Raw genomic sequence first — 25,178 nt, 5'->3', positions numbered from 1 at the left:
TTTTTCACTTACTCCGGTCATAACTCCGTGGTCGCTGATGGAATATTGGCAGATACCGAGGTTCTTAACCTGATACGGAGATAAGTCCATGATTTTCAACGTACAAAATTTTGGCGCCAAAGGAGATGGCGTCACTGACGACACGGCGGCCATTCAAAGTGCAATTGATGCGGCAGCTGCCGCGGGCGGGGGCCAGGTGTACATGCCGACGGGCACTTACATCGTGTCAGGGGGCGAGGAACCCTCCGACGGCTGCCTGATGCTCAAGAGCAACGTTTACCTGTACGGCGACGGCATGGGCGACACCACGGTGAAATTGGTCGATGGCTCCGATGCCAAGATCACCGGCATCATCCGCTCAGCCTATGGCGAAGAAACCCATGATTTCGGGGTCAGCAACCTCACCATCGACGGCAACCGCGACGCCACCACCGGCAAGGTGGACGGCTGGTTCAACGGGTATATCCCCGGCGAAGAAGGCTACGACTCCAACGTCACCCTCGACAGCGTCGAGATCAAGGATTGCTCCGGGTATGGCTTCGACCCCCACGAGCAAACCGTCAACATGGTTATCAAGAACAGCGTGTCCCACGGCAACGGCCTGGACGGATTCGTCGCCGACTTCCTCAGCGACAGCACCTTCGAAAACAACGTTGCCTACGACAACGACCGCCACGGTTTCAACGTTGTCACCAGTACCCACGATTTCACCATGACCAACAACGTCGCTTATAACAACGGCGGCAACGGCATCGTGGTGCAGCGCGGCAGTGAAGACATCCCCTCCCCCAGCAACATCACCATCACCGGTGGCGAGATGTACGGCAACGGCGCTGAAGGCGTGCTGATCAAGCTGTCCAGCGACGTAACCGTGACCGGGGTCGACATCCATGACAACAACGGCGCCGGTGTCCGCATCTATGGCAGCAACCATGTCGAGGTACTGGACAACACGCTGAACAACAACGCGCTGGGCAGCGCGGTGCCGGAAGTGATCATTCAGTCCTACGACGATACGCTCGGGGTGTCCGGCAAGTACTTCAACGGCAGCGACAACCTGATCCAGGGCAACATCATCAGCGGCAGCAACCTGTCCACCTACGGTGTCGCCGAGCGCAACGAAGACGGCACCGATCGCAACGCCATCATCGCCAACACCATCAGCCACACCAGCAAGGGCGCCACGCTGGTCTATGGCGATGGCAGCTACGTCAGCGCCACGGTGCCGATGACCACCGTACAGGGTACGGCCGGCAACGACACACTCACCGGCACCAGCGCCAGCGAGATCTTCTTTGGGGCGGCGGGCAACGACACCATCAACGGCGCGGCCGGAAGCGACATTCTGGTGGGCGGCGCGGGCGTCGACAAACTCACCGGCGGCACGGGCGCCGATACGTTCCGTTTCACCAGCCAGTCCGACAGCTACCGCAACGCAACGGCGAGCTTCGACGACACCATCACCGACTTCGACGTGACCCAGGACAAGATCGACCTCGCCGATCTCGGCTTCACCGGCCTGGGCAATGGCCGTGGCGGCACCCTGCAGGTCAGCTACAACGCCAGCAGCAACCGCACCTACATCAAGGACTACGACGCCGATGCCAGCGGCAATCGCTTCGAGCTGATTCTCTCAGGCAACCTGGCGAGTACCTTGACGGCAGATAACTTCATCTTCAACCGGGTGATCACCGGCACCACCGGCAGCGACTCGTTGCAGGGCAGCGATGCGGCGGACACCCTGCTCGGCCTGGCGGGCAACGACAGCCTCAGTGGTGGCGCGGGCGCCGACAAGCTCGACGGCGGCGCAGGCATGGACACCCTCACCGGTGGCGCCGGGGCAGACACCTTTGTGTTTGCCAACCGACTCGACAGCTACCGCAACTACAACACCGGCGGCGCGAATCTGGGTGACCTGATCACCGACTTCGACATCGCCGCCGACAAGATCGACCTTTCCGCCATGGGCTTTACCGGCCTTGGCGACGGCAAGAACAACACCGTCTACCTGGTGCTCAACAGCGCCGGCACCAAGACCTACATCAAGTCCTTGGAGGCAGACGCTAACGGCAATCGGTTCGAGGTAGCGCTGGACGGCAATTACCTCAATAAGCTGACCAATGCCAATTTCGTCTTCGCCACGTCCTCGCCCACCAACCAGGCGCCGGTGGTAGCCACGCCATTGCTGGATCAGAACGCAACCGAAAAGACACCTTTCAATTATGTGGTCCCGGCCACCAGCTTCAACGATCCGGACAATGACAGCCTCAGCTACACCGCCAAGCTGGCCGACGGCAGCGCCCTGCCCAGCTGGCTGACGTTCGATGCCGCCACGCGCACCTTCAGCGGCACGCCTCCCGACACGGCGTCGGGCACTTACTCGATCCAGGTCACCGCAACCGATGGCAGCAACGCCACCGTCAGCGACAGCTTTACCCTGGCCGTGCAAGACGTGCCCTCGTCCGTGGTGATCAACGGCACGCCGAACAACGACACCTTGACCGGCACCGTCGCCAACGAGCAGATTTTCGGCGGTGCGGGCAACGACACCCTCAATGGCGCCGCCGGCAACGATGTCCTGGTGGGCGGCACCGGCGTGGACAAACTGACCGGTGGTACGGGCGCCGATGTATTCCGCTATACGTCCAAGCTCGACAGCTACCGCACCAGTTCCACCAGCGCCAGTGACCAGATCCTCGATTTCGACGTGGCCGCCGACAAGATCGACGTCGCGGCTCTCGGTTATACGGGCCTGGGCAACGGGCTCAATGGCACGCTGCAAGTCACTTACAGTGCATCGACCAACCGCACCTACCTCAAGGACCTCACGGTCGATGCCAACGGCAACCGCTTCGAAATCTCGATGGCCGGCAACCTGGTCAGCAGCCTGACCGCCAATCATTTTGTCTTTGCCGACCAGAACACTCCGACGAACGTCGCGCCGGTGGTGGTCATCCCCCTTCTGGACCAGAACGCCAGCGAAAGCACGCCGTTCAAATACACCGTGGCCAGCAACAGCTTCAGCGACGCCAACCAGGATGTGCTGACCTACACCGCGACCCTCGCCAACGGCAACGCCCTGCCTTCGTGGCTGACGTTCAACGCCGCCAACCTGACGTTCAGCGGCACGCCCACCACCACCGCCGCTGGTAACTACGACGTGCTGGTCAAGGCCACCGACCCCTCGGGCGCCTCGGTCAGCGACAACTTCGCCCTGGTGGTCGCCGATGCGCCGGCCAACACCATCACCGGTACCGCCAACGCCGAAAGCCTCAACGGCACGGCAGGCGCCGACCTGATCCTCGGCCTCGGCGGCAACGACACCATAAAGGCCGGCACCGGCGCGGACATCATCGACGGCGGCGCCGGACGCGACTCGTTGTATGGCGGCGACGGCGCCGACACGTTCCGCTACAACAACCTGGCCGACAGCTACCGGGATTACGACATCGGCGGCGTGACCGCCACGGACACGATCTACGACTTCACCGTGGGCGTGGACAAGATTGACGTCTCCGGGCTGGGCTTCCTTGGCCTGGGCGACGGCAACAACGGCACGCTCTACATGACCCTGAACGCGGCGGGCGACAAGACCTATGTCAAATCCAGCCAGGCCGACGCCGATGGCAATCGCTTCGAAATCGCCCTGAACGGCAACTACCTCAACACCCTCACCGCCGACGATTTCGTCTTTGGCGAACGCGCTCAGCAAGACATCCTCTACCTGCCGACTCTTGGCCAATCCAACGCGCGCCTGCTGCGCATGAGCGAAGACGACGATCAATCCGGCACCTCGATGCTGGTCAACGATCTGAGCAAGTACACCACCTACGACGTACGCAGCCAGTTCGACGATGCCGATGGCAACGGCATCGACATCGCCGTCGGCGGCAGCACGGTCAACGGCTTGTCGACGCTGGGCGCCGAGGAGCTGAAGTTGTGCTGGTGGCTGACCGATACCAATCAACCGGGGCCGGCGCTGTTGCGCGCCGTGACGTTGCTGCGTGACCAGCTCACCGAACTGAAGTCCATCGATAACGTGACCATGGGCATCATCTGGGGCCAAGGCGAAGAAGCCGCCCAGGAAATCGCCCGCTCCACGGACAAGGCGGCAGCAGCGGCAGCCTACAAAGCGGCGACATTGAAGGTATTCGATTACCTGCACAGCCAATTCGGCAACTTCAACGTGTACATCATGGAGACCGGCCACTACGAGCAGGACGCCGCGCGCGCCCGTGGTTACCCGGAGGATAAGATCGCCGACATTGTCGAGGGTGTGGGCTACGTTCGCGCCGTCCAGGAAGCCATCGCCGCCGAGCGTGCCGATGTAAAACTGGCGGTGGACCCCAACGACCTGCCCTTGCGTTATGAAGTGGACCCGCTGGTTTATCCCGACGACGTCTGGCACCTGCACGAGGAATCAGCGGAAATCGTTGGCCAGCGCCTGGCCGACTACATCGCCGATGACCTCGGTTTCCAGGGCAACCCCAACGACAACAACAGCGTGCAGGACATTTTCGACGGCGCGCAGAATGAGGGCGGGATGATTTCCGGCACCGACCAGGACGATACGCTGGTGGGCAGCTCGGGCAACGATACCCTGAACGGCGACCTGGGCGCCGACACGTTGACCGGTGGCGATGGCAACGATATCTACGTCGTCGACAACGCGTTCGACAGCGTCGTGGAAACCAACACCTCGACCGCGCAGATCGATACGGTACAGGCTTCGGTCAGTTGGACACTGGGCGCCAACCTGGAAAACCTGGTGCTGACCGGCGTTTCGGACATCGACGGCACCGGTAACGATCGGCGAAATTTCATCACCGGTAACGTCGCCAACAACGTGCTCAATGGCGCTGCGGGAGCCGACAGCATGAGCGGTGGCGACGGCGACGATACCTACTACGTCGACAATGCCAGCGATACCGTCATCGAGAAAAGCAGCAATCCGGTGACCGGCGGTATCGACAGCGTCCACAGTAGCCTCGCCGCCTACACCTTGGGCACCAACGTGGAGAACCTCTACGTCGACAGCCCCGGCGTCGCCAACGGGACGGGTAACGCGCTGGCCAACACCTTGTTCGCCGGTGCCGGCGACAACATCCTCGACGGGCGTGATGGTAACGACACCGTGTCCTACGACCGAGCCCTGGCCGGGGTCACCGTGAACCTCTCGACCTCTGCCCAGCAAAACACCGTGGGCTCCGGGCTGGACACCTTGAAGTTCATCGAGAACCTGACCGGTAGCGCCTACGCCGACACATTGTCGGGCAACAGCGCTGGAAACATCCTCGACGGCGGTGCCGGCAACGACACCCTGGTGGGCGGCTCGGGCGATGATCGGCTGATCGGCGGTGCGGGCACCGATAACCTCACCGGCGGCACCGGCGCGGACACCTATGCGTTTGGCGCGTTGTCGGACATGGGCGTCGGGGCGGCACGGGACGTGATCAACGGCTTCAAGAGCACGGAGATGGACAAGCTGGACTTCACCGGCCTGGACGCCAACCCGCTGACCGCCAACCTCGATGCGTTCACCTTCATTGGCAGTAACGCCTTTGACACCACCAACGCCACCGGCCAATTGCGCTTTGTCGACGGCATCCTCTACGGCAGCGTCGACTCCGACGCCACCGCCGAGTTCGAACTCTCTCTGGTGGGCGTCAAGGAGCTGCATGCCAGCGACTTCACTGCCTGATTGAGCTTATAGGGGCTGCTTTGCAGCCCTTGTACTCCTGCCTTTGTGGCGAGGGAGCTTGCTCCCGCTGGGCCGCGTAGCGGCCCTAAAAAGGCAAGACGGAATTTGCCTGACACACCGCAGTAATTTGCTTTGGGGCCGCTTCGCGGCCCAGCGGGAGCAAGCTCCCTCGCCACCACAGCGCCACGACTTCAGAACAGACTTTGCACCTGCTCCAGCACCGCACGGTTCATCTGGCCGGTGTGGGTGTGCAGGCTTACGTAGCTTTGGAGCATGTCGAGCTTGGTGTCGAGCAGGTCCCGGCGCGCCTGGAACAGCCGTTGCTGGGCGTCGAGGATGTCGACCGTCGAGCGCACGCCGCCCTGGAAGCCTTTTTCCGTCGACGTCAGCGCGCGCTGATTGGACTCCACCGCCCGTAGCATGGCCCTGCTCTTGGCGAACCCCGCCACCACGCCCAGGTAATCGGTCTCGATGGACTCGGCCAGCTCCTGACGCTGCACGTCATAGTCGGACTGGGCGCCGGCCAGTTGTGCCTCGGCCTTGGCCACCGAAGCGCGCACCGCGCCGCCGCGATACAAGGGGATGTCCAGCTGCACACCGACGTAATAGGTGTCCTGGCGCGGGTCGAGCTCTTGGTACTGGCGGGTTTCCCGGCGCGTCAACTGCGTGGTCAACGACAACGTCGGGTAATGCCCGGCGCGCTGGCTGTCGGCCTGGGCCTCGGCGACTTTCACCGCCGCCAGCCGCGCGGCCAGTTCGGGGCTGGCCTCGCGGGCGATTGCCGTCCAGTACGGCAAATCCTGCTCCGGCGGGATGGGGCTGCCGGCAGGCAATTCTTCGCGCATCGGCTGGATGTCCTCGATGGGCACGCTTGCCCGTCCCGACAGTGCCCGCAGCGCGGCCACGCGACGGGCCTGGGCTTCGGTTTCCTGGGCCTCCACCAGATCGAGCCGGGCCTGGGCCTCGTCGATGTCGGTGATTGCCCCCTGGCCGCCTTCATAGAGCTTTTTGCTTTGGATGACCAAGCCACGAATGGCGGTCTTCTGCTGGGCGATCAACTTCAATTCATTCTCGGCCCGGGCCACATCGAAATAGCCCTTGGCGACCCGGTCGAACAAGGCTTGGCCGGCCACGTCGAATTGTTGGCTACCGAGCACGCCGCGGGCTTTGCCTTCCTGATAAGCCGCCCAGCGCCCCTTGTCATACAGCGGCTGTTGCGCCGCCAGCGTCACGCTGTTCGCCTGGTAGTCGTTGCTGTTCACATAACTGCTGTCGTCACCGCCATCGGTACGCCCGCCATACCCATACCGCGAGGACAGCGAGACCTGCGGATAAAGCCCGCCACGCCCAATCGCTTCTTCCTGCCGGGACGCGTCGTAGGCGTGGGTCGCGGTCTGCAAGGTCGGGTCATTGAGCCGCGAGGCATCGTAGGCGGCAGTCAGGCTCAGCCCGCCCTCCGCCGCCCAGGCGGGGCCGATCACCGCCCAACTGGTGTACAGGCTCAACAGCACACGGACGCCGTAACGGCAACGGTCGGTCATGCTCATTCCTCTTTGAAGGCAGCCAGCAAGCGTTCGCGCAATGGTTTCATCAGGTAGTTCATCAAGGTGCGTTCACCGGTCACGACGGTGACGTCGGCGAGCATGCCGGGCCGCACCAGCAAACCGGCGCCTTGCAGCGCGACGACTGTCTCGGCGGGAATTTCTACCTTGGCGGAGAAGTACGGCTGGTGGGTCTGCTGGTCGATCAGTTGGTCCGCCGACACGGTGGTCACCGTGCCGGTCACAGTCGGCGTATCCACCCGCTGCAGGGCGGTGAAATGCACATGCACCGGCAATCCGGGGGTGAGCTTATTGGCCATCAACGGATCGAAACGCGCGGTGATCGCCATCGGCGCGTCCAACGGCACCACCTGCATCAGCGTCTGCCCGGCCTGGGCGACGCCGCCCACGGTGTGGATCGACATGTCCATGACCTGGCCCGCCACCGGCGCGCGGATCGCACCGTTATCGACTTCAAACTGCAAGGCGCGGATCTGATCGGCATAGGCAGCGGCTTCGGCCGAAACCTCGCTGAGCTGGGTTTCGGCATCGCGGCGAAACTCCTGCTGCGCCTGCAAGGCCTTGAGCCGACTTTCGTTGATCGCCTGGCGGGTGCGCCCGACGTCGCCGATGCCCGAAGCGATCTGTCCGGCCAGTTGCGCCGCGTTTCGCTCGGCCTCGAAAAGTTTGTTGCGCGGCACGTAGCCTTCCCGGGCCAACTCGCGCAAGCCCTCGAGTTCCTGTTGCTGGAAGCGCATTTGCGCATCGTAGTTGCGCTTGACCCCTTCGTAGCCCTGCAGTTGTTGCTGCAAGGCGCCGATTTCATGCTCGATGATCTTCAGGCGGCTGCCCAGTTCGGCACGCCGGGTCATGAACAGCTGACTCTGCAGGGCCATGGCCGCCTTGACACGTGGCTCATCGGCGCGCTCCAGCAATTGTTGCGGCCATTGGATTTCATCGGCGCCCAGGCGCTCGGCCATCAACCGCGCCTCGATGCTGCGGTCGTTGAGCAGCTTGCCCAGGGTCACGTCCAACTGCGATTGCGCCTGCACCGTGTTGAGCTGCACCAGCAACTGCCCCTGGCTGACACGATCGCCATCACTGACCAACAGTTTTTCCACCACGCCCCCCACCAGTGACTGCACCGCTTTGCGCTCCCCCGCCACTACCACGGTGCCGCTGCCCACCACGCCCTGGTCGAGTGGCGCCAGGCAGGCCCAAAGCAGAAAGCCGCCAAGGGTCAGGGCCAGGAAAACCACGCCGTAGCGCGCCGCGCCGCCCGCATCGGTGCTCGCGGTGGGCAATGTGTCGCTGCTGAGCACGCTCAGGCCATGCTCGCCGTGGGCCGGTGTGGCCGATTTCAAATCACGCATCCTTGCCTGCCTCCCGCACAGCGGCCGGCCGCGGCCCCGGCATCAGCGCCTTGAGCACTCGGTCCCGAGGGCCGAACGCTTGTTGAGTGCCGTCCTTCAACACGAGGATGTGATCGACCACCGCCAGCACGTTGGGCCGATGGGTGATCAACACCACGGTGCTGCCGGCGGCCTTGAGCACGCCGATGGCCTGCACCAGCGCCAGTTCACCGGCTTCATCGAGGTTGGAGTTGGGCTCGTCGAGCACGATCACGGACGGGCTGCCATACAGCGCGCGCGCCAGGCCCAGGCGTTGCTTCTGACCGCCAGACAGGCCAAGCCCGCCAGGGCCCAACGGTGTGTCGTAGCCCTTGGGAAACCTGAGAATCATTTCGTGAATGCCCGCTTGACGGCTGGCGGCGATGATTTTGTCGGCGTCCTGCTCGCCGAAACGGGCGATGTTGTCGGCGACGCTGCCATCGAACAGTTCGATGTCCTGGGGCAGATAGCCCAGGTATGGCCCCAGCGCGTCATGGGACCACTGGCTGATCTCGGCATCGTCCAGGCGCACCGATCCGCCCATGGCCGGCCACACGCCAACCAACGCGCGAGCCAGAGTCGATTTGCCGCTGGCACTGGGACCAACCACCGCGAGCACTTCGCCCTTGCCGAGGCTGAAATTGATGCCCCGCAGAATCGGCTGTGATGCCCCGGGCGGTCCGACGTACAACTGCTCCAGGCGCAGCGCGCCGGTGGGCGGTGGCAGCGGCATGCGCAAGCGATCGCGCGGATGTTGCGCGAGCAGTTGGCTCAGGCGCTGGTAACTCTGGCGGCCGCTGTTGAATTGCTTCCACGAGCCGATGGCGATTTCCACCGGAGCCAGGGCACGTCCCAGCAGCAGCGACATGGCGATCATCATCCCCGCCGAGAGCTGCCCCTCCAGCACCAGCAGCGCGCCCAATCCCAAAGCGAGGGACTGACCGGAAATCCGCACGAATCGCGTCGCCGAGGTGATGCGCGCCCCGCGGTCGCTGGCGTGGGCCTGCGCGGCGATGATCCGTTGTTGCAGCAGGCTCCAGCGCTGGCGCAGGGGCCCGAGCATGCCCAGGGCCTGGATGACCTCGGCGTTGTGCAATGTGCTGTTGACGTAGACCGAGGACTGCACGCCCAGTCGATTGGCCTCTCCCAGGCGGGAACGGGTCGCCAACTCGCCCCACAGCGCCAGGCCGATCAGCAATACGGCGAGCACCAGCGTCAATACGCCGAACCAAGGGTGAAAGATGAACGCCACCAGCAGGAAGATCGGCAGCCACGGCGCATCGAGCAAGGCGATCAGGCCCTGGCCGGTAATCAGCTGTCGCAAGGTGGCAAGATCGGTGAGCACTTGTGCCGGGTTGGCGTTGTGCTCGCGCAGGCTGCGGGCAAACGCCGCATCGAAAATCCGCTCGCCCAAGGCGTCGTCCAGCCCGGCGCTCATGCGGATCATCACCTCGCCGCGCACCCACTCGATCAACGCACTGAACATGAACAGCCCAAGGGCGATCAAGGTGAGCATGACCAGGGTGGTTTCGTTGCGACTGGTCAGGACCCGGTCGTAGACCTGCATCATGTAGAGCGACGGCACCAGCACCAGCAGATTGATCACGCCGCTGAACAAGGCCAGGGACCAGAATACACGGCGATAACTTAACAAAGCGGCATCAATGTCATGCCGTGGATCGAGAAAAAAACCCATAGAGTGTCAACCCGCAAAAGGAAATAACGGTCCCCGCGAAATCCATGCGAGTCTTTGTCCCGAAGGCGTCAAAAAAAGGGCGTCATGTAGCTGACATTGTCGCTATATGAGCCGAACGTCGGCCCTACGGCGGCCAAGTACTGACAACGTAGTCGCAGGTTAGTGCCAGAGGGGAAGCGGGATTTTTGCGAGGGATAGAGCAAAACGGCGGCGGTTCGGGATCGGGCTTTGCTGTGGCAGCGAGCTTGCTCGCGATGTTGGCGGACCAGTCGCATCGATTTGACTGCCTTACGGCCATCGCGAGCAAGCTCGCTCCCACAGGTTTGGCGCGTTAGGCAGGTTCTGCGCCGAGGGTTTCAGCCATCCGCACCAGGTCGGCGAACGACTTGGCGTGCATTTTCTTCATGGCATGGGCGCGATGGATTTTCACGGTAATCTCGCTCAGGTTCATCTGCCCGGCGATCTGTTTGTTCATCAGCCCCTTGGCGGCCAGGGCCATGACCTCCTTCTCGCGCGCCGTCAACGTCTGGTAACGCGTATGCAAGCCGCAAAGCTGCTGCTCGATTTCCCGCCGTTTGACGTCCGCCTCAAGCGCAGCTGACACGGCGTCCAGCAAATCCTGTTCGCGAAACGGTTTAGCCAAAAAGTCCATGGCGCCGGCCTTCATCGCCTTGACGGACATTTCAATGTCGCCGTGACCGGTAATGAAGATGATGGGAATCCTGATATTCGACGCCGCCAACTGGCGCTGGAAATCCAGCCCGCTACTGCCCTGCAACCGGACATCGAGTACCAGGCAACTGGCGCAATCGGGTTTGGGCCGCTGGAGAAACTCGGCGGTGGACGCGAATGTCTCGACGCGCATGCCGACAGAGCGCAGGAGATTGCTCAATGCACAACGTATGGACGCATCGTCGTCCAGCACGAACACAACAGGACCTTCGCTGCCCGGCTCATTGTTTTTGATATTGCCGTTCATGCACGATTCTCTCGCAGGGTGGATTGAAAAAGCCTAGCACAGCGCCTTCGACGCCGAAGTGGGCCTGACGAGGCGCAATCGGTAGCGTCACGCAACGAAAAGAGCCTTCAGTGCGGTAATCGTTGCCAGGAACTCGCGCGGCCGGTGCCAATACGCGCCGACCTGGGCACTGTAGCCCTTCCCGGTAAGGCACCAGGTGCAGAAATGTTCGCAGTTGTTGGCCAGGAGACTGTAGCGGTTTTCGCCCAACCTGGAGCGGGCCCGACGGGCCACTTCGTTGGCCGGATAGCGGGCGGGTTGTTCGATGATCCACACCGGCCTGCCACTGGCGAAATGCTCCAGATCGGTCACTTCGATGGGCCCCGCTTCCAGCGCGCCACTGAACCCCGAATAATGGGCAACGCTTCCGGCGCCCAGGTAAATCCCGTGATGGATATAGAAACGGCGCGGACTGATCAGATGCGCCCCGATGGGCACCTCGCCCAAGGCGCTGATATCGACCAACCTCAGCGAATCGATCGCCAGCCCTCCGGGCCTTTTGGTGCCGTGGCGGGGTTCCAGAGTCACGCCTGCCGACACCGGCACAACCAAACGGTAGGAGACGTTGGCCGCTACCAACGCCAGGCAGATAAGCACTATTGAACGAAGTGACGAAAATTCATCCGCCGCGATGCCTGTCAGTTTCATTGCCAGATCCTCCGCAACCCATGGCAATCACTGTATCGCTCGGGTTGGCGGGGATCATTTGTACGTGGGATTGGTTCACTGATCGATTGATATGCAGCATGTAAACCTTGGTATTAACGAGCAACGGGCAGCGAGAACTCGAGGACAGCCCCACGGGGCTGGTTGGCGTGCGCCTGCAAACAGCCGCCGTGGGCTTCGATGATCGATCGACAGATGGATAATCCCAGCCCAAGGCCCGAAGCCTTGGTGGTGTAGAACGATGCGAACACCCGTTCCGCGCATCCCAAGGCAAAGCCCGGCCCCGAATCGCAGACTTTCACCCACACGCAACCGGCATCGTCCAGCCCGGAACTGATCGACAAGTGCCGCTCGCTTTCATCGACGGCGCTCATGGCCTCCAATGCGTTCATGATCAGGTTGAGCAGCACCTGTTGCAGCTCCACGCGATCCCCGTCGATAGCAGGCAGCGCGTCGGCCAGGTGTGTTTGGATCGAGGCGCCACTCTTGATGATCTGGCTGCGGCTGAACTCGACCATTTCCTCGATGGCTGCGTTGATGTCCAGCGGCCCTTTCTGCGGTGGAGCCTTGCGGATGTGCTCGCGGATTCGCCCCAGCACATCGGCGGCTCGATTGGCATCGAAGACCAGATGCCCGAGAATCTGCCGGACTTCCTCGATTTCCGGCGGCTGGGCGTTGAGCCAACGCAGGGCGGCGTCGGCATTGAGGATCGTCGCGGCGATCGGCTGGTTGACCTCATGGGCGATCGAGGCGACCAACTGGCCCATCGTCGCGACTCGGTTTGCATGGGCCAGTTCGGCCTGCACTTCGCGATAGCGACGCTCGCTTTCGCGAATCTTCTCCTCGGCCTGTCGGCGCTCGGTCAGATCCAGCACAAAGGCCACGCCTTCCCGGCTGCTGGCTTCGAACATGGCCAGGCCAACGATCACCGGCAGACGGCTGCCGTCTTTCCTGAAGTACTCCTTCTCGTACGGGCAGGCTTGTCCGGTGCGCAGGGCCTGGGCCAAAGAACGCTCGCTCAGCTCGCGATGCTCCGGCACCGTCAGGTCCCGCCAACGCAGCCGGCCGGAGGCAAGGTCTTCGCGCTCATAGCCCACCATGCGCAGGAACGCGTCGTTGGCTTCGATGATGTCGCCCTCGGCATTCCAGACCAGAATCCCGATGATGTTGGCATCGACGAGACGACGGATCTTTGCCTCCCGTTCGGCCACCTCTCGGTACAGACGAGCGTTTTCCAGGGAGATAGCCGCGCGAGACGCCACCAGATTCAGGATGGCGAGGCGGTTCGGACTGAATACATGGGCGGCAAGGCTGTTTTCCAAATACAGCACGCCCACCAGCGTGGCCTGGTTGACCAGCGGCAGACAGAGGATCGACCGCACGGGACATTGGCGAAAGTAGGGATCGGCGGCAAACGTCGCGGCAGCCGGGCCCATGGCGTCGTCGAGAAACACGCTCTCCTGGGTCCGCAGCACATGGTAAAAAATCGACTCCGGCAACAGCGCCGAACTGACCGGCTCGTCACGCAGTTGCGTCGTGGTCCCGCCGGTCGTCGCTTGCGCCGCGATCCGGTGCCCCTCGCCAGTGGACAGGATCAGCAGGCCGCGCTCAGCGCCGGCCTGCTCGATGGCCGTGGCCATCACCCGATCAATCAGCTTCTCCAGGACGATTTCTCCCGACACTGCCTGAGAGACTTTGAGCACGGTGGCGATGTCCAGGTGTTCCACCGGAGTCGCCATCGTAGTCGCCGGGCCGGGCGCGGGTTCTGTTTCGCGCAGCCACGGATACCGGGCTTCGAGCTGTCGAACCTTGCCGTCGGCTCCCCAACGCAGATAGCCGTAGCAGGCGTCCTGCATATACATGCGAGCGATTTTCCCAAGGCCACGGGCGGCGTAGAAACGTGAGGCTAGTTCGTTGGCAAGCGCCTCGACATGGACGAAGCCGCTTTGCCGGGCGAGGTTCATGGCGTGTTCGTAAAGCAGCTCGGCATCGATTGGCCGCCCTTCGACACGGGCAATCTCCGCGCCCACCAGTGCGGCGCGGCTGGCAAAGTTGTCCGGGCACTGCTGCGCCCAGGCCTGAAGCTGTCCATGGCCCTCCTTCATTGCGTCCAGATGCGCCCCTCGCTGATCCGCAGGGGCTTTGTCATAAACGGCAGCATGGGCCAGGGCACCGAAAAAGTGATATTCGGCTTCCTCGAAAAAGGACTGGCAAACCCAGAGCAACCGGCGCGCTTTTTCGGCAGCGGCCAAGGCCGCTTCTGGCTCGTCGGCCATACAGCGGGCCTGTAGCTTGCGAACCCAGTACAAGCATTCAGCCAGGACCAGGTCCGGATTGCTGGACAAATGGGATTCGGTGGTCACCTCGTCCAGTTCGTCGTCATCCAGGCGCCCGAAGATCGACGTCTGGCCGCGAAGCATCCGGATCAGCAGCAATTGCGTGACGATGAAATCCGTCACCAGCCCGAAACGCACCTTCCTCGCATAGTCCAGGCCACGCTCGGCTTCATCTTGTACCTTGGGCAGCGGTTCCCCGGCGAAGAGCAGATCCGCAGTGAGGTTGTTGCCCGCGTAGGCACCGTACGGCAGGTCCCCGATCCGGTTCGCAGCCGCAAACGAACGACGCAAGAGGTCGCGGCATTGTCCGACCGGTCTCATCCAGCGCACGGCAAAGCAAGAGAAGCACAGATAGGTGCTGGCTTCGAATCGAGTCATGCCACGGTGCTCGACAAGGTCGCAGCCCAGCTGCCCGAAACGGAACCCCACCTCATGGTCGCCGAACCGCCGGCCCGCGACCCTGAACAGATTGGCATAGAGCACACAGGACGCGTCGCAATTGCCGCGTTCCAGGCTCAAGGTGATGGCCTTGCAGATCAACAGGTCCGCCAGGTTCGCGTCACTTTGCAGGGCCGGGGCGAAGAGCTTGCTCAGCGCATTGACGGTCTCCAACGCGGTCGCGTCTTCCATCAAGGGCAGATCGATCAAATCCTCGATGGCCCTATCGCCGAGCAATGTGGCGATGCGGTCGTATTCCTGGCGCACGGCCTCGTCACTTGGCTGCGCGGCCCAGTGAATGCCGACATGCCGCAAGTACGCGAGACACACCGCCACCGCGCCGTCGCTGCGATCCATCAGCAAGTACACATCCATCAACAGGCAGGCGACACTGGCCCGTTCGCTCACCGTCACGGCGCGATTGGCCAGCGCCGTCAGCCGCTCGTCGGCAATGGCGAGCTGGCCGGTGAGGAACTCGCATTCGGCCCTGTTCAGCTCAAGGGCGAAATTCAAGCCGTGCCGATGCGTCCAACTGTCATCGCCCAGCAGCTGGGCACCATGGGCCAGGTAATTGAGTGCCGACGCATAGGCCGTCGACGCCTTGGCCCGTTGGCCGGCGAGCAAGTTGAGCGCGGCCAGCTCCTCTCGCTCGGCCTGATCGACGAGCAACCCGGCGCCGAGGTTGAGCTGGCCCACGATGTCGAATATCGCCTCGTCCCGGCCCTCGGGAGCGGTCTGCCGGGCCAGCAGCCGGCCGATTTTCAAATGGGCCGAGGCGCGTGACTCCGGGGGGATCATCGAGTAGGCCGCTTCATGGATACGGTCGTGGACAAAACCGTAAGCACCGTCGCGGCGCTCTACCAGTTCCTGGCGGACCGCCTCCCAGAGGACCGTGCGGATTTGCGCTCTGGGGACCTCAAGGATAACCGCCAGTGCGTTCAGCCCGCAGACGTTCCCCATGCAAGCAAGCTGCTGCAAGGCCTGCTGCGTCTGGGCCGGCAGGCGCGCCAGCTTGCCGCTCATCAAGTCGACGATGTTGTCGGTGTACCCCTTGGCGTGAATCCGATCCGGGTCCCACCACCACTGTCGGCTGCCATGATCGAACGCCAGCAAGTGCTCATCGGCGAGCGCCTGCAAGAACTGGATCACGAAGAACGGATTGCCCGCGGTCTTGTCCAGCACCAACTGCGCCAGCGGCTCGATGCGAGCAGGCTCGTCATGCAGCGCCTCGGCGATCAATTGCTCGATATGCCCCTTGGCGAGCGGTGAGAGCATGATTTCGCTGACCTTGCCGCCGACGCTGCGCAGCGTCTTGAGTTTGCCTGACAGCGGGTGCGTCGCATCCACTTCGTTGCTGCGGTACGCACCGACCAGCAGCAGATATTGCACGTCGTCGCTGGTCAGCAGGTCTTCCAGCAGGTCGAGCGTCGCCGCGTCAAGCCATTGCAAGTCGTCGAGAAACAGCGCCAGGGGATGCTCGCGGCGGGCGAACACACCGATAAAACGGCGCAACACCAGCAGGAAGCGCCGTTGCTCCTGCTGGGGATCGAGTGCCAGCACCGCAGGCGGCTCCCCGACGATCAGCCTCAGTTCAGGGATCAGGTCCGTCATCAGCCGTGCGTTGGGGTCCAGGGCCTGGCGCAATGCATCGCGCCAACCGGCCAACTCGGCATCGCTCTTGCCCAACAGCGTACGCACCAGGCTCTGAAACGCCTGGATCAGCGTCGAATAGGGAATATCGCGCCGGTACTGATCGAACTTGCCACGGGCGAACAACCCCCTTGGCGGCACGAGTACCTTGTGCAGCTCGTTGACCACGGAAGATTTACCAATCCCGGAATACCCCGTGACCAGCACGAGTTCCGGCGCGCCACGTTCAACCACCCGGTTGAACGCGCTTACCAACGCTTGGACCTCGGGCTCGCGTCCATAGAGTTTTTCGGGAATCAAAAGGCGGTCTGAGCCGCCTTGCTCGCCCAATGCAAAATCTTCGATGCGACGCCACTGCCGCCAATGCGCCAGGCACTGACGCAGGTCGTGCTCTACGCTCGCGGCCGTCTGGTAGCGTTCCTCGGCGGTCTTGGCGAGCAGCTTCATGACGATCCGCGACAGCATGTCGGGAATGGTTTGGATCCGCTCGTTGGGCGCCAGCGGCCTCTTGGCGATATGGCAATGCACCCATTCGATCGGGTCTGATGCCGTGAACGGCAGCGAGCCGGTCAACATCTGGTAGAGCGTGACGCCGAAAGAATAGAGATCACTGCGCGAGTCGATCGAGCGATTCATCCTGCCGGTCTGTTCGGGCGCCATGTAGGCCAGCGTCCCGGCAAGCGTCTCGGGAGCCTGCCGCTCGCGGGGCAAGCGTGACGTCATGCCGAACCCGGTGAGCCGGGCCTGGCCGTCGTCGCAATCCACCAGGATATGGCTGGGCTTGATGTCCTTATGGATCAGGCCACGCTCGTGAAGCTTGCCCAATGCGACGGCAATGCTCACCGCGAGCTGCAAGAACCGGGTCGTCTCCAAGGGCGAGGTGAGCAATTGCAACAGCGGCAAACCACCCGGGTCGCTGGCGACCAATTGCACTTGAGGACCTTCACTGATCCATTCCAGGGGCCGTACGCACCACGAAGCATCCAACTGGTCCCTCAGGCCGAATTCATGAGCAAGACGCTCAAGGCAATCGGGCCGCGGCTGGCGGGTGGCGGGCCGAACCACCAGGACAGGTTTATCGCCGTCGGCACCTGGGCGTCGTTCCCGGCAGAAGATACGCTCGCCATCGTCCCATTGTGTTTGCATGCGGGTTTCCATCGGCACTGGAGCAAGAGGGGTTCAGTTGCATTTACCGTCGAGCTGCCATCCAGTGTCATGCCGCAATTGCCAAGGCCAGGGTTCGGCTTCCATGGCTGCGCCGGCGACTCGACGAAAAGCGTTCATGTCGGGTTCCGGGACGGATCGTATTGCCGTCGTTTAGATTAGCGCCTCGCCTGTGCCCTTCCCATATTTTTTTCAACGGCGATGACGGGCCTCGGACACAGCGGATACGGCAGTTGAATGACCACGCAGGCCGACGATGCGGCGCCAGTCTATGTGAAATTCCCCGCCAGTCATTCCTGCCCGCGTATGACTTGGGCATCCGTTGGTTGCATGCCGCCAGGGGCGCGCGCACCTTAGGTCTTAGCCGGATATACATAGGTATACTTTTGCGCCTGGACGGACCGCGTATGGTGAATTGAAAACCGGCGCTGTTACGAGCGATCCCATGGAAGACACCCCCGTGTGCAACAAGACGATCGCAGTCATCGATGACGATGAATCCGTACGCACGGCGCTCAATAGCCTGTTGCGGTCCAGCGGCCATCAGGTCCGTACGTATCGCAGCGCCAGGGAATTCCTCGATTCAGAAGCGCCCGCGCAAACCGGCTGCCTGGTTTGCGACATACAGATGCCGGGCATGAGCGGCATCGAGTTGCATCGGCACCTGCTGAAAAACAAGGTGCGTATCCCTACCCTGTTCATTACGGCGTACCCGGAACTGGCCGCCAACACGTCGGGGCTGGTGGATTGCCTGCCCAAGCCCTGCGATGCCAGAAGGTTGCTGGACTGCATCGCAAAAGCCCTCGGTCAGCCGCACTGATCAACGGGATCGGTTCCTGCTCATACTTGCGTATATCCCCGCCTATCCCACGTATGGTTTCGCTGAACCGAGGTAGAAGTGTGCCTGGGGCAACCCGTCGATAATATGGGGTCACGAATCTATCGACCCCATGGCGGAGGCTCTTCGGCTGACGCCGCACATTGCGGGGATCTGGCTATGTCAGGCTTCGACGAATTACCCCAGTACCTACGCTCTCGCTTCCCCGCCATCACCGCGGCGCTTGGCGCTGCTTGCCTGGCGGGCTGCATGGTGGGCCCGGATTTCATCAGGCCTGAAAACGGATTGGACGCCGCGCAACTGACGCCCCGCCAGGAACACTACGGCGAGCCTCGCTCCTCCACTGCGGCCGTGCCCATGCAATGGTGGCGGCTGTTCAATGACGCCCTGCTCACCCAGTTGCTGGCGCGCACGCTGGAGGGAAACCTTGACTTGCAAATGGCCGCCGAACGCATCGAGCAAAGCCGCGCACGGCTGGGCATCGTCGCGTCGCAGCTGTTGCCCATTGTCGGCGCCAACGCCAGCTACGCCCGCGAGGGGCTAAGCGAGCATGGCAAATTCGCCGCCCTGGGGGCTCCCACCGATCCCAGCAATTTCTGGCAGCTGGGTTTCGATGCGAACTGGGAAATCGACCTCTGGGGCCGGGCCCGACGTTCGCGCGAAGGTGCCGAGGCGACAGTCCAGGCCTCGCTGTACGATCGCGAAGCCGTAAGGGTGGCGCTGGCCGCCGAAGTGGCGCGCACGTATCTGCAGTTACGCGGGACCCAGGCACAACTGGACATTGCCCGGCAGAACCAAGCGGTTGCCGAACGCACCCTGGCCCTGGCCGAAAGCCGCGAACGCAACGGCGTGGCGACACGCTTCGAAACCTCATCGGCCCGCGCGCAGTTGGCGACGGTCAAAGCCCTGTTTCCCGAGCTGGCCCAGCGTCGTAACGCCCAGATGAACGCCCTTGCCCTGCTCATGGGTGAACAACCGCGAGCCCTCGATGCGCAACTGCGCCAGGCCATGCCCCTGCCGTCGCTGCCTGCACGCATTCCGCTGGGCGTGCCGTCGGAACTGGCCCACCGGCGCGCGGATATCCTGCGCGCCGAGGCGCAACTCCACGCTGCCACGGCGGCTATCGGCGTGGCCAAGGCTGATTTCTATCCGCGTATCGGCTTGAAAGGCCGCATCGGCGTGGAGGCTTTCGACAGCGGCGACCTCACCAGTTGGGACTCGCGGATGTTTTCGGTCGGGCCGACCGTCTACCTGCCCATCTTCGAGGGTGGCCGCCTGATGCAGCGCTTGGCCCTGAACGAATCGCGGCAAAAAACCGCCGCCCTCGCCTATCGCCAGACCGTGCTGCAAGCCTGGCACGAGGTAGACAATGCCTTGGACGCCTGGGCTGCTCAACGGCGCCAGCACGACGAGCTGCAGGTTTCGTACGAACAGAACAGGGAGGCACTGGACGCGGCGGAGCGTGGCTATCAACAAGGCGCCGCCGACTATCTGAGCGTCCTCACGGCGCAACTCAACTTGTTGGCCAGCCAGACCCACCTCAACACCAGCGCGACCAACGCCACCCTCACCGTGGTCAATCTGTACAAATCCCTGGGCGGCGGCTGGGATCCGGAGCAGGTTCGATGAACAGCATGGCCTTGCCGACGGCCGCCGTCGCTGTCAGCGAAGCGCCCCACGCCGGGGCCTCGAAGCGGCCGTTGGTCGGCCTGCTGGGCATCTTCCTGGCGGCAATGATGGCGGGACTGAACATCCGCGTCGGTGCTTTGGCCCTGGCGGACGTGAGGGGCGCGTTGGGCTTCGGCCTGGACGACGCCTCCTGGCTCACCACGGCGTACAGCGCCGGGGAGCTGATCGCGATGCCCTTTGCGGCCTGGTTTGCCATGACGCTTTCGGTCCGCCGCCTCGAACTGTGGGTGTTGGGCACTTGTACCGCGCTGGCGGCGATATTGCCCTTCATCCGGGACCTGGACCTGCTGCTGGCGTTGCGCTTTGTTCAAGGCCTCGCCAGTGGCATGACGATCCCCTTGCTGATGATGGCTGCGCTGAAATTCTTGCCGCCATCGATACGGCTGTATGGGTTGGCGTTGTATGCCATGACCGCCACCTTCGCGCCCAACCTGTCCATCTGGCTGGCCGGCCATTGGACAGATGGCCTGCAGGACTGGCGCTGGGTGTACTGGCAGATTATTCCGCTGGCCTGTATCGCTGCGGCATTGATTGGCTGGGGATTGCCCAAAGAACCCATCCAACCCCAGCGTTTCGGGCATGCCAACTGGCTGGGCATGGCATTCGCGGTGCCGGCCTTCGGCCTGATCACGGTGGCACTGGACCAAGGCACGCGCCTGGACTGGTTCAATTCGCCGCTGGTCACCTCCTCGCTGCTGGCCGGCCTGGCATTGCTGGTGATCTACTTGTTGACCGAGTGGTATCACCCCTCGCCCTTCATCAAATTGCAAGTCCTGGGGCGCCGCAACCTGGGGCTGGGCTGCACCTTGTTTCTCTGCTTGCTGGTGGTGCTGATGTCCAGCTCGCTGTTGCCCGCCAGCTATCTGGCCACGCTCCAGGATTATCGGCCCTTCCAGATGGCCTCCATTGGCCTGATCGTGGCGCTGCCGCAGTTGATCCTGGGCCCCCTGGTGGCGCTGCTGCTCTACCAGAAGTGGGTCGATGCGCGCCTGGTCTTCGCCGCGGGGTTGTGCCTGATTGCCCTGGCGTGCCTGTGTGGCGCGCAATTGACCAGCGACTGGAACCGCGAACAATTCGTCTTGGCGCAAACGCTGCAATCGCTGGGGCAACCCATGGCCGTGGTGTCGATGCTGTTCCTGATTACCAGCGTGGTGCAGCCTGCCGAGGGGCCTTTTTTCTCCGGCACCATCAATACAGTGCGCGCCTTCGGGTCCCTGGCCGGCGCTGCGCTGGTCGGGCAGTTGATGGTATTGCGCGCACGTTTCCACTCGGAAATGCTGCTGGACCACACGGCCATGGTGGGCGGCGCCTTGCCGTCCATGCCCGATCCACAGCAACTGATGATGCTCATCGGCGGGCAGGCGCTGGTGCTGTCTATCGCCGACGCCTACCGCGTCCTGGGCGCACTGGCCGTGCTGCTGATTCCGCTGGTGCTGCGCCTGAGCTTCATCCCTGCCCCGGTCATACGGGCCGCCTCGCCCCCTTCTTCCTCCCATCGGTGACCCATCATGGCATTACCCAAGAAAGCCAAGCTCATCATTGCATTGCTGCTCACCGTGGCGATCAGCGGGGCCGCCTACCTCAACCGACCCGAGTCGGCTGCCGCCATCCAGTCGACCGACGATGCTTATGTCCACGCCGACTTCACCACGGTAGCGCCGCAAGTGTCGGGCACGGTGGCTTCGGTATGGGTCGAACACGACCAACCGGTGGCCAAGGGCGACTTGCTGGCGACCATCGACGACCGTGATTTCGTGGCGGCGCTGAGCGCGGCGACAGCCCAGGTCGCCAGTGCCCGGGCCGGTATCGCCAGCTTGCAGGCACACCTGGCCCGGCAGGCCACCGCCATTCGCCAGGCCCAGGCTGCGCTGGCGGCAGACGAGGCCGCGGTCAAGTTGGCGACTGCCAACCAGACGCGGTATCGCAACCTGGCCAATGACGGCTCGGGCACCGTGCAGGCACGGCAACAGGCCGAAGCGCAACTGAGCATCCAGCAGGCACGCCGGGACAAGAGCGAGGCGGGTCTGCAAGCTGCCCGGCAACAAGTCGAAATCCTCAAGGCCGACCTGGAAAAAGCCGTGGCGACCCTCGCCCATGCCGAGGCCACGCAATCCATCGCGCAACTGCAGCTGTCCTACACCCGGATCACGGCACCGATCAGCGGCATGATCGGGCAGAAATCGGTACGGGTCGGTGCGTTCGTCAATGCGGGCAAACCGTTGCTGGCCATCGTCCCGCTCGACGCCGTCTACATCACCGCGAACTTTCGCGAGACGCAACTGGCGCGGGTTGAGACCGGACAGCTGGTGGACATCGAAGTGGACGCATTGCCGGGCGAGGCGTTGCAAGGCACGGTGCAAAGCCTGGGACCGGCCAGTGGCGCGAGTTATTCGGCCGTTGCGCCACACAACGCGACCGGGAACTTCACCAAGATCGTCCAGCGCCTGCCGGTACGAATCCACATTGCCCCCGACCAGCCCGCTGCCAGGAAGCTGCGGGTGGGGATGTCCGTTACGCCGCATATTCGTGTGGGGGATTAGCGTTTCAACAAGCTCGTCAACGGTTGTTGCGCAGGATGGAGAAGTTCAGCGCAGCAGCCACGCATAGCCACGCCAGGTAGGGAAACAGGATCAGCCCGGTGATCACATCCAAACGCAGTGCCAACACCACCATCGCCGCCACCACGAGCCAGAGCAACGCGATGATCACCATGCCGGCGAGAATCTGATGCGCCCCGAAAAACACCGGCGTCCATAACGTGTTGAGCGCAATTTGCGCCGCCCACAGCGCCAAGACCAACTGGCTTCCCGGTATCAGGCTCAAGCGGTACCCTGCCCAGGCAAGCAGCAGGTAAATAATCGACCAGGCCACCGGGAACATCCAGTTGGGCGGTGTGAAGCTGGGTTTGACGAGGGATTCGTACCATTGGCCCGGTTTGAAAATGACGCCAGTACTCGCAGCAGCACAGCAGGCGATGAGAAAAATAAAGAAGGTCATTGTCCGTCCTTAGCTGGTGTCAGCTGTCTGAGGTAATGGAATACGTCGGCAGGCAGCGACTGGTCGCCGATCCGTTGCGGTGTCCATTTTTCAAAGACTCGACGGCGGTCTGATAAATTCAATAAACCACCCGTCTGGAGCAAAACATGTTCGTCCGACCTTTCTCCATCGCCGTCCCTGACAGCGCGCTTGACGACCTGCACGATCGCCTGCGTCGCACCCGGTTGCCAGAGCCCTTGGCCGGCGTGGGCTGGAGCGAAGGCATGGACGCGGACATGCTGCGCGATCTGCTCGCCCAATGGTCGACAAACTTCGACTGGCGGGCCCAGGAAGCGGCGCTCAATCGCCTGCCGCACTTCGTCGCCACGTTGGGCGAGCAAGAGATTCACTTCGTCCATCAGCGCGGGATCGGGCCCAATCCCATGCCCCTTGTGCTCACCCATGGCTGGCCCGGCTCGTACATCGAGATGCAGCGCATCATCGAGCTGCTGACGGACCCCGCCAGCCATGGCGGCGACCCGGCCGATGCTTTTGATGTGGTAGTACCGTCCTTGCCGGGCTACACCTTTTCGGCGCCGTTCATGCAAACCGGGTGCGGGCCTTATGAAGTGGCCGGGTTATGGAGCGAGCTGATGACCGGGCTGGGTTACGAGCGGTTCGGTGCCCAGGGCGGCGATGTCGGCGCGGCTGTCACCAGTTGGTTGGGCGTGCGCTTTGCCGAGCGTCTGACCGGCATCCACCTCAACTACATCCCCGGCGCCTACCGCCCGCCCCTGGGCGAAACCGACCCGCCTCTGAGCGAAGAGGAAACCGCATTCCTGCAACGCGCCGCGGCGTTCAGCGAAGCCGAAGGTGCCTATGCGCATATCCAGCGAACCAAGCCGCAAAGCCTGGCCGTGGGCTTGAACGACTCACCTGCTGGATTGCTGGCCTGGATGGGCGAAAAGATTCTGTCGTGGTGCGATCCGAGCGCCCCCATCGATCGCGAATGGCTGCTGACCAATGTGACGCTTTATTGGCTGACCAACTGCATTGGCTCGTCGTTTCGCCCGTATGTGGAAGGCAGTCGGCGGCCTCTGGTGCTTGCCAGCGGTGAGCGAATAAAGCCGCCGTTGGGGGTCGCGCTGTTTCCCAAGGAACTGCCGCTGCCGCCACGCAGTTGGGTGGAGCGTGGCTACAACGTCCAGCGCTGGACGCAGATGCCCCGGGGCGGTCATTTTGCGGCGTTGGAGCAGCCTGAGTTGTTGGCGGAGGATATTCGGGCATTTTTCCGGGACTTGCGATAAGCCAAGGCGGTCCGAAAATCTCGTAGGAAATGACGACCCGTGGCGAGGGAGCTTGCTCCCGCTGGGCTGCGAAGCGGCCCCACATTAGCGACTCCATTTCTCCAGACACACCGCAGCGCCCGGTTTTGCGGCGGCTGCGCCACCGAGCGGGAGCAAGCTCCCTCGCCACGGGGATTGAGGCGTTCTACAGGTCGGTTGTAAGGGCTGAGGGCGATGGACGTATTCGGCGTTATCGAACGACGCGATCTCGAAGCAAACAGCACTGTGGGAGCGAGCTTGCTCGCGATGGCGCCGTGTCAGCCAGTGAAAATATTGATTGATCGAATGTCATCGCGAGCAAGCTCGCTCCCACAGGTTTCGCGTCGGGCGTGACCAAGCAGCGTTGCACCCGTGGCGAGGGAGCTTGCTCCCGCTGGGCTGCGAAGCGGCCCCAAACCAGCGACTCCGTTTCTCCAGGCACACCGCATCGCCCGGTTTTGCGGCGGCTGCGCCACCGAGCGGGAGCAAGCTCCCTCGCCACGGGGATTGGGGCGTTCTACAGGTCGGTTGTAAGGGCTGAGGGCGATGGACGTATTCGGCGTTATCGAACGACGCGATCTCGAAGCAAACAGCACTGTGGGAGCGAGCTTGCTCGCGATGGCGCCGTGTCAGCCAGTGAAAATATTGATTGATCGAATGTCATCGCGAGCAAGCTCGCTCCCACAGGTTTCGCGTCGGGCCTGTGACCAAGCAGCGTTGCACCCGTGGCGAGGGAGCTTGCTCCCGCT

13 protein-coding genes are annotated in these 25,178 nt (G+C 62.9%); 6 read left to right on the top strand and 7 right to left on the bottom strand.

Annotated elements, in window-relative coordinates:
* Positions 1-88 precede the first annotated feature (88 nt).
* Entirely contained in the window at positions 89-5,701 is a 5,613-nt protein-coding gene (locus J3Q04_RS12085) for a putative Ig domain-containing protein (RefSeq protein ID WP_434605892.1), read from the top strand.
* 191 nt (positions 5,702-5,892) lie between these two features.
* On the opposite strand, the gene J3Q04_RS12080 is transcribed toward J3Q04_RS12085, so the two are convergent.
* The 6 genes from J3Q04_RS12080 to J3Q04_RS12055 form a co-directional block, all read right to left on the bottom strand.
* Positions 5,893-7,242: a TolC family outer membrane protein gene (locus J3Q04_RS12080; protein WP_420763813.1), complete on the bottom strand. Its 1,350-nt coding sequence runs from the start codon at positions 7,240-7,242 to the stop codon at positions 5,893-5,895.
* 2 nt (positions 7,243-7,244) lie between these two features.
* On the bottom strand, positions 7,245-8,615 hold the full coding sequence (locus tag J3Q04_RS12075; protein ID WP_420763812.1) for an HlyD family type I secretion periplasmic adaptor subunit: 1,371 nt from the start codon (positions 8,613-8,615) through the stop codon (positions 7,245-7,247).
* Positions 8,608-10,329: a type I secretion system permease/ATPase gene (locus J3Q04_RS12070; protein WP_420763811.1), complete on the bottom strand. Its 1,722-nt coding sequence runs from the start codon at positions 10,327-10,329 to the stop codon at positions 8,608-8,610. The genes J3Q04_RS12075 and J3Q04_RS12070 overlap by 8 nt, the downstream gene beginning before the upstream one ends.
* 331 nt (positions 10,330-10,660) lie before the next feature.
* Entirely contained in the window at positions 10,661-11,308 is a 648-nt protein-coding gene (locus J3Q04_RS12065; protein WP_434559002.1) for a response regulator transcription factor, read from the bottom strand.
* Positions 11,309-11,395: 87 nt separating this feature from the next.
* Entirely contained in the window at positions 11,396-11,995 is a 600-nt protein-coding gene (locus tag J3Q04_RS12060; RefSeq protein WP_434605895.1) for a lecithin retinol acyltransferase family protein, read from the bottom strand.
* Positions 11,996-12,108: 113 nt separating this feature from the next.
* Positions 12,109-17,583, bottom strand: a complete 5,475-nt coding sequence (locus tag J3Q04_RS12055; RefSeq protein WP_434605897.1) for a trifunctional serine/threonine-protein kinase/ATP-binding protein/sensor histidine kinase — start codon at positions 17,581-17,583, stop codon at positions 12,109-12,111.
* 463 nt (positions 17,584-18,046) lie between these two features.
* Here J3Q04_RS12055 and J3Q04_RS12050 point away from each other — a divergent pair, with 463 nt between their 5' ends.
* The 4 genes from J3Q04_RS12050 (at position 18,047) to J3Q04_RS12035 (ending at position 22,668) form a co-directional block, all read left to right on the top strand.
* Positions 18,047-18,421 carry a response regulator transcription factor gene (locus tag J3Q04_RS12050; RefSeq protein WP_434559008.1) on the top strand — a complete coding sequence of 125 codons (375 nt, stop codon included), beginning with the start codon at positions 18,047-18,049 and terminating at the stop codon, positions 18,419-18,421.
* 177 nt (positions 18,422-18,598) lie between these two features.
* Positions 18,599-20,068: an efflux transporter outer membrane subunit gene (locus J3Q04_RS12045; RefSeq protein ID WP_434605899.1), complete on the top strand. Its 1,470-nt coding sequence runs from the start codon at positions 18,599-18,601 to the stop codon at positions 20,066-20,068.
* A complete protein-coding gene (locus tag J3Q04_RS12040; protein ID WP_434605901.1) occupies positions 20,065-21,630 on the top strand; it encodes an MFS transporter in 1,566 nt (521 codons plus the stop codon). Before J3Q04_RS12045 ends, J3Q04_RS12040 begins: the two co-directional genes overlap by 4 nt.
* Positions 21,631-21,636: 6 nt before the next feature.
* A complete protein-coding gene (locus J3Q04_RS12035; protein WP_434605903.1) occupies positions 21,637-22,668 on the top strand; it encodes an HlyD family secretion protein in 1,032 nt (343 codons plus the stop codon).
* A 16-nt stretch (positions 22,669-22,684) separates the two neighbouring features.
* Here the strand turns inward: J3Q04_RS12035 and tspO are convergent, their stop codons facing one another.
* Positions 22,685-23,125 (bottom strand): tryptophan-rich sensory protein TspO, encoded by a 441-nt coding sequence (tspO, locus tag J3Q04_RS12030; RefSeq protein ID WP_434605905.1) that lies wholly within the window; start codon positions 23,123-23,125, stop codon positions 22,685-22,687.
* Between the two features lie 146 nt (positions 23,126-23,271).
* Here tspO and J3Q04_RS12025 point away from each other — a divergent pair, with 146 nt between their 5' ends.
* Positions 23,272-24,411, top strand: a complete 1,140-nt coding sequence (locus J3Q04_RS12025) for an epoxide hydrolase family protein (protein ID WP_434605907.1) — start codon at positions 23,272-23,274, stop codon at positions 24,409-24,411.
* Positions 24,412-25,178 lie beyond the last annotated feature (767 nt).

Source organism: Pseudomonas sp. D4-21, from assembly GCF_051132125.1.
Lineage (GTDB): Bacteria > Pseudomonadota > Gammaproteobacteria > Pseudomonadales > Pseudomonadaceae > Aquipseudomonas.
Note: the sequence above shows the minus strand (reverse complement) of the source record. Positions and strands in the feature narration are given on the sequence as shown.

Coding starts and splice junctions, on each gene's coding strand:
- J3Q04_RS12085 (WP_434605892.1), top strand. CDS start 89: ATGATTTTCAACGTACAAAATTTTGGCGCCAAAGGAGATGGCGTCACT.
- J3Q04_RS12080 (WP_420763813.1), bottom strand. CDS start 7,242: ATGACCGACCGTTGCCGTTACGGCGTCCGTGTGCTGTTGAGCCTGTAC.
- J3Q04_RS12075 (WP_420763812.1), bottom strand. CDS start 8,615: ATGCGTGATTTGAAATCGGCCACACCGGCCCACGGCGAGCATGGCCTG.
- J3Q04_RS12070 (WP_420763811.1), bottom strand. CDS start 10,329: ATGGGTTTTTTTCTCGATCCACGGCATGACATTGATGCCGCTTTGTTA.
- J3Q04_RS12065 (WP_434559002.1), bottom strand. CDS start 11,308: ATGAACGGCAATATCAAAAACAATGAGCCGGGCAGCGAAGGTCCTGTT.
- J3Q04_RS12060 (WP_434605895.1), bottom strand. CDS start 11,995: ATGAAACTGACAGGCATCGCGGCGGATGAATTTTCGTCACTTCGTTCA.
- J3Q04_RS12055 (WP_434605897.1), bottom strand. CDS start 17,583: ATGCAAACACAATGGGACGATGGCGAGCGTATCTTCTGCCGGGAACGA.
- J3Q04_RS12050 (WP_434559008.1), top strand. CDS start 18,047: ATGGAAGACACCCCCGTGTGCAACAAGACGATCGCAGTCATCGATGAC.
- J3Q04_RS12045 (WP_434605899.1), top strand. CDS start 18,599: ATGTCAGGCTTCGACGAATTACCCCAGTACCTACGCTCTCGCTTCCCC.
- J3Q04_RS12040 (WP_434605901.1), top strand. CDS start 20,065: ATGAACAGCATGGCCTTGCCGACGGCCGCCGTCGCTGTCAGCGAAGCG.
- J3Q04_RS12035 (WP_434605903.1), top strand. CDS start 21,637: ATGGCATTACCCAAGAAAGCCAAGCTCATCATTGCATTGCTGCTCACC.
- tspO (WP_434605905.1), bottom strand. CDS start 23,125: ATGACCTTCTTTATTTTTCTCATCGCCTGCTGTGCTGCTGCGAGTACT.
- J3Q04_RS12025 (WP_434605907.1), top strand. CDS start 23,272: ATGTTCGTCCGACCTTTCTCCATCGCCGTCCCTGACAGCGCGCTTGAC.